At 52.2% G+C, this 9705-nt stretch carries 10 protein-coding genes and 1 pseudogene; 4 read left to right on the forward strand and 7 right to left on the reverse strand.

The window, feature by feature from the left end:
• From FDX03_RS15805 to FDX03_RS15815, 3 genes are all read right to left on the reverse strand, one after another.
• On the reverse strand, positions 1-499 hold a 499-nt coding region (locus FDX03_RS15805), incomplete at its 3' end, for an AbrB family transcriptional regulator (RefSeq protein WP_170973105.1).
• A 75-nt stretch (positions 500-574) separates the two neighbouring features.
• Entirely contained in the window at positions 575-784 is a 210-nt protein-coding gene (locus FDX03_RS15810) for a 4-oxalocrotonate tautomerase family protein (protein ID WP_061067728.1), read from the reverse strand.
• 151 nt (positions 785-935) lie between these two features.
• Complete coding sequence (locus tag FDX03_RS15815) at positions 936-2114, reverse strand: MFS transporter (RefSeq protein WP_137346217.1); 1179 nt, start codon at positions 2112-2114, stop codon at positions 936-938.
• A gap of 107 nt (positions 2115-2221) precedes the next feature.
• Here FDX03_RS15815 and FDX03_RS15820 point away from each other — a divergent pair, with 107 nt between their 5' ends.
• The 4 genes from FDX03_RS15820 (at position 2222) to FDX03_RS15835 (ending at position 6739) form a co-directional block, all read left to right on the forward strand.
• Complete coding sequence (locus FDX03_RS15820; RefSeq protein ID WP_137346218.1) at positions 2222-3094, forward strand: LysR substrate-binding domain-containing protein; 873 nt, start codon at positions 2222-2224, stop codon at positions 3092-3094.
• Positions 3095-3329: 235 nt separating this feature from the next.
• Complete coding sequence (locus FDX03_RS15825) at positions 3330-4367, forward strand: extracellular solute-binding protein (protein ID WP_048211970.1); 1038 nt, start codon at positions 3330-3332, stop codon at positions 4365-4367.
• The gene (locus FDX03_RS15830) at positions 4351-6039 is read left to right on the forward strand and encodes an iron ABC transporter permease (protein WP_121584493.1); all 1689 of its coding nucleotides are present in this window, start codon (positions 4351-4353) and stop codon (positions 6037-6039) included. The genes FDX03_RS15825 and FDX03_RS15830 overlap by 17 nt, the downstream gene beginning before the upstream one ends.
• Positions 6040-6049: 10 nt before the next feature.
• Complete coding sequence (locus tag FDX03_RS15835) at positions 6050-6739, forward strand: ABC transporter ATP-binding protein (RefSeq protein WP_061067724.1); 690 nt, start codon at positions 6050-6052, stop codon at positions 6737-6739.
• A 23-nt stretch (positions 6740-6762) separates the two neighbouring features.
• Here the strand turns inward: FDX03_RS15835 and ldtA are convergent, their stop codons facing one another.
• The 4 genes and pseudogenes from ldtA to cobU all read right to left on the reverse strand — a co-directional run.
• Complete coding sequence (ldtA, locus tag FDX03_RS15840; protein WP_048211973.1) at positions 6763-7689, reverse strand: L,D-transpeptidase; 927 nt, start codon at positions 7687-7689, stop codon at positions 6763-6765.
• Between the two features lie 118 nt (positions 7690-7807).
• Positions 7808-8872: a nicotinate-nucleotide--dimethylbenzimidazole phosphoribosyltransferase gene (cobT, locus tag FDX03_RS15845; protein WP_048211974.1), complete on the reverse strand. Its 1065-nt coding sequence runs from the start codon at positions 8870-8872 to the stop codon at positions 7808-7810.
• A 24-nt stretch (positions 8873-8896) separates the two neighbouring features.
• Complete coding sequence (gene cobS, locus FDX03_RS15850; RefSeq protein WP_137346219.1) at positions 8897-9640, reverse strand: adenosylcobinamide-GDP ribazoletransferase; 744 nt, start codon at positions 9638-9640, stop codon at positions 8897-8899.
• A pseudogene (gene cobU, locus FDX03_RS23530) lies at positions 9637-9705 on the reverse strand (bifunctional adenosylcobinamide kinase/adenosylcobinamide-phosphate guanylyltransferase); the annotation flags it as partial. The pseudogene cobU and the gene cobS, both read right to left, overlap by 4 nt.

Below are 9705 nucleotides of genomic sequence, written 5' to 3' on the forward strand. Positions count from 1 at the left end.
CTAAAACATCAGGCCAGAATGGCTTCCAGTCGGGCTGTAAGTAGCCAGCCAGAAACGTCAGGGTAATGAGACGCAGAGAATGCGAGATAACAATCTTTTGTGGCGGAGTCTTAATATGGGAGGCTAGCGCCAGCACCGCCGCCATCGCTCCGGGCACCGCACCCAAAAGCGCCTCTTCTTTACTCCAGCCCAACCGCCGCACACACCAGAAGTAGCTCAAGGTAAATTGCAAAGATAAGCAGAGTAATAACAGAGCAAAAAAAAGACTGAACTGACGATGTTCACCATATGAAAAATCCCTAAACATCATCCCGATTGAGATACCGAGAGAAAGCTGGATGACCGTTATACTCCCCGGCATTGAGGTTACAGAGATCCCAACCCGCTTAAGTATAATCACGGTAAAGAGGGCACCAAACATCATACCCAGTGGAACATTACAGAACGTGAATCCCTGCCCGACGAGAAAACAGAGGATAATACCTGCCAACACTCTCATCGACGCCCTCTCCAGGTCAATTGTTCTATCACAAACTGATATCAGGCGAGGAGCCCACGCCCCCCGCCATCAGATTCACTCTTTACTGGCTTTTTCACGCAATTCGGTCACCGGTACGCCACCAATTCCCCAGTTATCAGTATCGACTTCGTCAATAACCACAATAGTGGTGTCAGGATTTTTGTTAAGCACATCCACCAGTAGCTGAGTAACACCTTCCATCAGCTGTTTCTTTTGTTTATCGGTAACACCTTCATTGGTGATCTTAATATTTACATAGGGCATAAAAACTCCTGTAAACCAGATAATTATGGGAAATGCGCACAGAGAGAAGAGCGCAAACCCGTTAAACAGCAGAACAGAGTCATACTGCTTTTGAAAACGAGTTCTGCCGCAAGAACTATTAAGGTTATTAGCTGAAATATAACTATTATCATTATTTTCCAGAATATTTAACTTTGTTGTATTGCCAATAACTAATCGCTGCTGCGATAAATAACGAGGCGGCCCCCAGCAATATGGAGTAGGTCATCCCATTTTTATTACTCTGAAAGACACTGACAACTAATGGGCCGAGGATTTGCCCTATCCCATATGTCAGCGTAACAAGACCGAGGAGATTAATCTTCTCGGGTGCGCTTATTTTTCTAGCAAGCGGCATGACCAAAGAGCTTGTACCCATAAATGTGCCGCCAAATCCAATACAACTAATGGTTAACAGCAGTGGCGAGTTAATAAATATGGCCATGACTACGCAACTCGCTTGCACAATTAAGTTAACGCTCAGGCAGGATAATATATTCCATTTGCGAGCAGCCCAGAGCCAGCCATAGCAGCCAGGAATAACAGCAAGGCCGACAATAGACCAGATATGGTCGGCTAAAAAAGTGTTGCCACCCCCCCTGGCCATTAACGGCAAATACGTGGCGACAATGATATAACCGAACCCCGCCAGGCCATACAGTAAGGCTAAATTCCACCACTGGATATCCGACTCCGCGCCTGCGGCAGCTTTTACTGAGGAGATCATATACTTATCTTTCGGCAATAGCATCGTCAGTATGACGAAAAGTATCGCTGAAATTATGGCTGCGCCAATCCACAACACATGTGAATTTAAGGCGTAGGATACGCCAGCAATGACATATTCATTGCCGATAAAAATGCCCATTCCTACGCCCGAAAACAAAGAGGCGATAACAAAAGGGTTATGAGTATGCTGAAGGACCAGCATTGAACCAAATATCATCATTCCCGCGCTTGCCACACCTGCGAGGAACCTGATTAACAAAATAATTTCTGGCTGGGTCACTTTTGCCATCAAAAAAATCAGCACGACGGTAAGTAGTGCTGAGACCAGTAACAACACTCTTAACTTATTGACAGCGCTAAAAATACCAAAAGAGAAAAGGAGGCTGCCAACAAGGTAACCTGCGTAGTTGGCGCTGGCAATTATGGATAATTGTGAAAAGGTAAACAGTCCTTCATGAAGCATAAGCGGGAGCATAGGCGTATATAAAAAGCGCCCAATGCCCATTCCTAAGGTCAAGACGATCATACCAAATACAGCAGTACTCAACTGACGGAGGCCAACAGCACTGTGATCGAGATCCATATTTTGGCCTCAAAAGACGAATTAAGTTTGATTGTTATCTTACACAAGGAAATGATAATAAAAAGTTAATAAAAATAACGAAAACATTCACTTTGAGTGATGCTTCTATGAACAGTACCTCTCTGAACTTGTTTAAAACGGTGGCGGAAACGGGCTCCATATCCGCTGCTGCACGTAGTCTGAACTGCGTTTCTTCGAATGTCACAACCCGCCTTAAACAGCTGGAAGCCAGCCTTGATGTCTCTCTGTTTGTGCGCGAGAAAAATCGACTCTACATTACCCCTGAGGGCGAACTGCTTCTGCGTTACGCCAACAAAATTTTGGCGTTGTTAGAGGAAGCAGAATTGTCGATGCTGGGAACAAAAGTGGCGGGGCCATTGCGAATTGGTGCAATGGAAACGACCGCAGCGGTACGTCTCCCTTCGATACTGGCGAATTTCCACCGCGAAATGCCTTCCATTGAGTTAAACCTGAAAACCTCCCCTACTGAGGCGCTGGTGCAACACATTCTGAACAATGAACTGGAAATCGCATTCGTTGCCGATCATCAGGGACTGCATATGGAAAATTCGCCCCTGCAATCACACGTGTTATGTCAGGAAACGCTGGTACTGGTAACGGCGGCAGAGCACCAGAATGTCATTACTGGCGCTGACCTCCAGGTGACAAGGCCGCTGGTTTTTGTTAAAGGGTGCAACTATCGCTCCCGCCTGGGAGAATGGCTGCGCCTACAGGGGGTCGATTACGCCGATCCTCTGGAATTTGGCTCTTTTCAGGCGATCCTTGGCTGTGTGAGTGCCGGGATGGGGATTGCGCTGTTGCCAGAAAATGTTGTCAGACAGTATGAGAATAACTTCCCTGTCCGCAGTCATACGATTACGCCACAGATAGGTAAAGTGAACACCATGATGATATGGCTAAAAAGCCGCGAAGTCAGCCGGGTACTTAATCACTTTGTCTCGTTTATTACGCGGGCTTAAGTGATTACGTCTGGTAACGCCAGGCAGCCGGCAACCCAGTGTATTCATGGATGCTAAATATCTTATCCATAACAGGGACAGGCCACTTCACACCGTTGATTAAAGTTATGTAAATGTAAATTATTTACACTTTGCAATGATTGTAATTGCTAGTGATTATCATTTATTGTACGCAGGCAAAAAATGAGCCCCTGCCCGGGTCACTGTACGTTCCAATTACGCTGGGATATAAACGATGAATGCTCTGCCTCGCACTGGACTGCGCCGTATCACGCTTGCTTCTGCTCTCGTCCTCTCTGTCAGCCTGCCGGCTTTCGCCCAGGATGCGTTAACGCTGTATACCACCCGTGAACCGGGCCTGATTCAGCCCCTGCTTGATAGCTGGACGAAAACCAGCGGTATAAAAGTCAGCACGGTCTATATCAAGGACGGCATGCTTGAGCGTGTTAAAGCGGAAGGTAAAAACTCCCCTGCCGACCTGCTGATGACCGTTGACGCCGGGAACCTTATCGATTTAGTCGAAGCGGGTGTGACACAACCCGTGGAGTCAGAAGCACTGAAAGCGGCTATTCCGGCCAATCTCCGCGGTGCGGATAATCAGTGGTTTGCGCTGTCAATGCGTGCGCGAGTGTTGTACGCCGAGAAGTCAATGCCAATCGATAACTGGCATTACGAACAGCTCGCCAGCCCCGAGTACAAAGGTAAGGTTTGTATTCGTTCCGGTCAGCATCCGTACAATACGGCGCTGATTGCCGCGATGATTGCCCATCACGGCGAAGCAAAAACGGAAGAATGGCTGCGTGGCGTGAAAGCGAATCTGGCACGTAAAGCGACTGGCGGCGACCGTGACGTTGCCCGCGATATCCTCGGGGGTATTTGCGATATTGGCCTGGCGAACTCCTATTACGTCGGCCATATGAAAAACGCCAAAGAAGGCAGCGATGCACGTCAGTGGGGCGATGCAATTAAAGTCGTTAAGCCAACCTTTGAAAATGGCGGCACGCACGTCAATATCAGCGGCGCGGCAGTAGCACGCTATGCCCCCAATAAAGCCGATGCCGTTAAGTTGATGGAATATCTGGTTTCCGCACCTGCCCAGCAGCAGTACGCAAAAGCGAACTTCGAATACCCGGTACTGAAAGGTGTCACTCTCGATCCGGTGATCAACGCCACAATTGGTGAGATCGATGTCGATAAAATTCCGTTAACCGAAATCGTGAAATACCGTAAACAAGCAAGTCTGCTGGTAGATAAAGTTGGATTCGATCAATAAACTTCTACAGTTTCCGACGTTACGCGGCCTGGTTTCCGGGCCGCAGTCATTATTAACGCCGTTGCACCTTGGGGCGCTTTGCATTGCGCTTGGCGTCCTGACTCCCATCATTGCGCTTATCTGGCAAGCTACCCAGTCGGATTTATCGCACTGGGACAATCTCATTACGTTTGTGCTGCCTGCAGCATTAAAAAATACCGTACTGCTGTTAGCCGGTGTGGCCGTGCTGGTTGGCGTGATTGGCGTAGGCAGCGCCTGGGCCATCACAGCATGGGACTTTCCTGGACGTAAGATCCTCAGTTGGGCGTTGCTGCTGCCGCTGGCGATGCCAACCTACATCGTCGCCTTTGCCTGGCTCGATCTACTGCATCCGATTGGCCCTCTGCAAACCTTTATCCGCTTCCTGCTGGGCTTTGACAGTCCACGACAGTTCCGGCTACCGGATTTGCGTTCGCTTTCCGGCGCGATTATTTTGCTCGGTTTAGTGCTCTATCCTTACGTCTACCTGACGACCCGCGCCACCTTTATCAGTCAACCGGCCCATTTACTTGAGGCTGCCCGCACGCTGGGATGCAGCGCTGCCGGGACGTTCTTCCGGGTCGCCCTGCCAATGGCGCGCCCGGCACTGGCTGTCGGCATCAGCCTGGCACTTCTGGAAACGCTCAACGATATTGGTGCATCGGAGTTCCTCGGCGTACAAACGTTAACCGTTACCGTCTACACCACGTGGATCTCTCGCTCTGATTTATCCGCCGCCGCACAAATCGCCTGCATGATGCTGATGTTTATCTTCTTCATTCTGACGCTGGAATTTTACGGGCGCAGAAAGCAAGGATTCAGCAGCCGCAGCCTGCGGGAAATCCAACCCACTCGCGTGCCCGGCTGGCGTGGCTGGCTACTCGGCGCGGTCATTTCGCTACCGGTTATATTGGGCTTTGTGGCCCCGGTTCTCTTTTTGATGTGGGAAAGTGCCAAACGCTTAGGGGACACGAGCCCCCTTTCCGCCTCGTTGCTTTCAGCATTACAAAATACGCTCTTGCTGGCAGCAGGCACCACGCTGGTGGTGATTTGCGTCAGCTTGCTGGTGGCCTGGAGCGCACGCCATAGCGCAGCAGACAACGCGATGCCTGGCTTTCGTCGTGGAGTGATGCGTCTGGCCTCCCTCGGTTATGCGGTGCCCGGAACGATTCTGGCGATTGGTTTTTTGCCACCAGCGATGGCTGTCGATCGTTGGCTGGCCGACTTACTGGATATTCGCGGGTTACCGCTGATGTCTGCCGGTATTTTGTTGGTCATTTGCTGCGCGATGCGTTTCCAGGCAATTGCCATCGGCGCGCTGGACTCCGGTCTGGGCCGCATCCCGCCGTCACTCGAACAGGCTTCACGATTGCTCGGCGAAAACGGTGCCGGAACATTTGCCCGCGTTCATTTTCCGTTACTGCGTCCGGCATTAGTGAGCAGCGCATTGCTGGTTTTTGCCGATGCGATGAAAGAACTGCCAACAACGCTGCTGTTGCGCCCGGTAAATTTCGAAACGCTGGCCACTCTGCTGTATGCAGAAGCGGCCCGCGGGACCTATGAAGAAGGTGCTATCGCCGCGCTAATGATTGTTTTAGCAGGTACACTGCCCGTTATATTGTTGGTGCGTCACCAGATGACTCGCCGTGGTTAAGAGAGCAACAATGTCAGAAATCGCATTACGACTCCAGGACGTGCACGTTGCCTACGGCAACAGCCAGCAACCGGTCCTGAGCGGATTCTCAATGTCGGTACGCAAAGGAGAAATTGCCTGTCTGCTTGGCGCTTCAGGCTGTGGGAAAACAACGGTGTTGCGTGCAGTTGCCGGTTTTGAACGACTGCAGTGTGGAGAGATCTATGTCTCAGAGCGGCGTATCGCTGGCCCCGGCGTTCATTTGCCCCCGGAAAAACGTCATGTCGGCATGGTCTTTCAGGAATACGCCTTATTTCCCCATCTGACCGCACAACAAAACGTCGCCTTCGGTTTACGGCGTATGCCACGTGAAGCGCAACAGGCCAGAGTGACGGAGCTGTTGAAAATGGTGGAATTGCACAGTCATGCTAACCATTACCCTCATGAACTTTCTGGCGGGCAGCAACAGCGCATCGCGTTAGCCCGCGCGCTGGCACCACACCCAGAAATTTTACTGCTGGATGAGCCCTTCTCCAGCCTGGATAAGCGCACACGCGAGCGCCTTGGTAATGAGGTTCGGGATATTTTACGCGCCGCAGGCCAGACCGCGCTGCTGGTTACCCACAGCGAGCACGAAGCTCAGTTGATGGCGGACCATATCGGTTTTGTGAAAATGGGTCAGTATCAGCTTAAAAAAGCGGCCCACCATAGTCAGGGCTAAGAAAGAGCCGCGTAGTGGCATCGCTAATGTGTCTGCACCAGACTGATATTCACCGGCATCCCGGAACGGCGTTCCAGCGCCTGATTCCCACGATTCACATCCACGTCATTCCCGCTGATAAAAGTACGCAAAACGGGGGTGATGGGCAGCGGAACCTTTCTGTCAGATTCATATTCGGAGCGATTGCGGGACAGCGGTTCATGAACCTCAACCCAATGGCTACCGTCTGGCTCGGTGCTGAATTTTACCGGTCGGTCAATAATCTGAACACGCGTGCCAACTGGCACAGTATCAAACAGGTATTTGATGTCGTCATTACGCAGACGGATGCAGCCCTGGCTCACGCGTAGCCCAATACCGAAGTTGGCATTAGTACCATGGATGGCGTACAACCTGCCGATATAGATAGCGTACAGTCCCATCGGATTGTCAGGCCCGGCAGGCACAAACGCCGGTAAGCTTTCCCCACGAGCAGCATACTCCCGCCGGGTATTTGCCGTGGGCGTCCAGCTTGGTGCTTCCTGTTTACGTTCGACCGCCGTGACCCAGTTGCGCGGAGTTTCCCTCCCCGCCTGCCCAATACCAATAGGTAACACCTCTACCGTATTAGCACCCTCTGGGTAATAGTAGAGCCGCATTTCTGCGACGTTGATGACGATGCCTTCACGTACGGTATCAGGCAATATCAATTGTTGTGGCACCACCAGTGTGGAACCCGACTTTGGCAGAAATACGTCCACACCAGGATTGGCTTCGAGCATATTACTCAATCCCTGTCCATACTGTGCGGCAAAAGCCTCCAGGGGCTGAGTATTACCAGCGGGAATCGTTATCGTCAAAGGGCTTCCCACCAGACGGCTGCCCTCAGGAGGCAATGGGTAGCTCACCGCCTGCGATCCCTGACTCGCGAGCAGCATAACAAGAGCACACAGCAGTTTTACACGACGCATCTTTTTCCTTTCCTTCGTCGCAGCAGATATCCATTAAGTATAGCTTTTTTATCTGTTTTAGGGGGTTACGACGAGAATGCACATAAAAACCCCCGCCATAAAGCGGGGTCGTGAGCGGCTACGCTTCTTTGCCATCCGGTAATACAATATTACTGGCAGCTAACTGCCCCATATTGCTATACATCGCGCAGGCCGCTTCAACAATGGGCATCGCCAGCGCGGCACCACTGCCTTCGCCTAAACGCATTCCCATGTTGAGATACGGCTCCAGTTCCAGGTGCGCCAGTGCAGTACGAGCGCCCTTCTCGGCGGAGAAATGCGACGGGATCAGATAAGGTTTAATCTCCGGCGCTATCTGACAGGCAGCCAGTGCCGCCGAATAAGACAGGAAACCATCCAGGATGACCGGCAGACCGCAAGACGCCGCACCTAACATCACCCCCGCCATACCGACAAGATCAAAACCACCCACTTTTGCCAGCACATCAATACCGTCATTGCGATCCGGCTGATTGACGGCAATGGCTCGCCGTACAACATCAACCTTATTGCCTACCCTAGAGAGCGGCAGGTTAGCGCCGATACCGACCACATCCTCGGCATCGCTGCCGGTCAATACGCTGACGATTGCCGCCGCGGGGGTCGTATTGGCCATACCAAGTTCACCGACGCCAAACAGCGTTACGCCATCCCTGGCCAGCTCATGGGTATAACGAATAACTTCCAGCAGCAGTTCCTCGGCCTGAGAACGGCGCATTGCCGGGCCTTGAGCAATATTACCGCAGCCGCGCGCCACGCGCATATTCACCACGCCGGGAATGAGTTCAGCATCGATGCCGACATCAATCACATGTACCTTTGCCCCCGCCTGAGCAGCCAGCACGCAAACGCCGGTCGTCCCACGCGTCATATTAGCAGCCTGAATAGCCGTGACGATTTTAGGCGAAACGGCAACCCCTTCATCCCACACGCCATGATCGGCACACATCACCAGCATCGCTTTGCCATTCACATGCGGCACACCCTTCAGGCCTGGCATACCGGCCAGTTGCACAGCGAGAGATTCGAGTCGCCCAAGACTTCCCGGCGGCTTAAGCAGGCCATCAATATGTTGCTGCGCGCGCAACATTGCAGCGCTATCGGGAGAAGGGATCGCGTGAAGTAAAGAGGATAAAGTCTGCATAAGGGTTCCAGTATGTTGACTGACTCAAAACAGAGCCAGCAGGAAAACCAACTCGCCAAGTTCAATGGCCGCACCCAGCGTATCGCCGGTTTGCCCACCTAACGTGCGTTTTAATAACTGCCCAAGAATGAAGATCGCCACCAACGTAACGACCAGTGCTGCCACACCACGCATACCGGGAAGTAGTACGGCGGCAAGGATCGCCGCAAATCCCAACGTGACGCAGGTTTGACGCCCGGAGACTTTGCCGATAAAGACATTGCCCAGCCCTTCTTCGCGCGCGTAACGATGTCGATACATCAGCAAAACAGCACAGCCCCGCCCGGCGACACAAGCCGCAGCAAGCGCCGCCAACATCGGTGTGCCACGCAAAGCCAGTTCGCTCACTACCAGCACTTTTGCCAGCAACACGAAAATTAGCGCCAGTCCGCCGTGGGTTCCCAGCCGGCTGTCGCGCATGATCTCCAGCATCCGTTCGCGTCGACGGGCAGAGAAAATACCGTCACAGGTATCCGCCAGGCCATCAAGATGAAAACCGCCGGTCAGCAGCGCCAGGGTCAACACTGCAAACAGCGCCGCCAGTGGGATACCGCACCAGGCCTGTAGCGCCATAAAGACCAGCCCCGTAAGCCCGCCCAGCACCACGCCAATCAGCGGGAACATCACAATGCCACGTGAATAGTGCTCGAAATCCAGTCCTTGCGACCAGCGAGCAGGAACGGGCAAGCGACTGATAAAAGAGAGCATTGCCCAGAACAACTTACTCATTTAATTTTGACTCCAATTCCTGATACCACCAGCCAGACCTCATCGGCTGCTGCCGCCAGTCGCTG

It is taken from the genome of Citrobacter sp. wls827, assembly GCF_005280875.1.
Classification (GTDB): Bacteria; Pseudomonadota; Gammaproteobacteria; order Enterobacterales; family Enterobacteriaceae; genus Citrobacter; species Citrobacter youngae.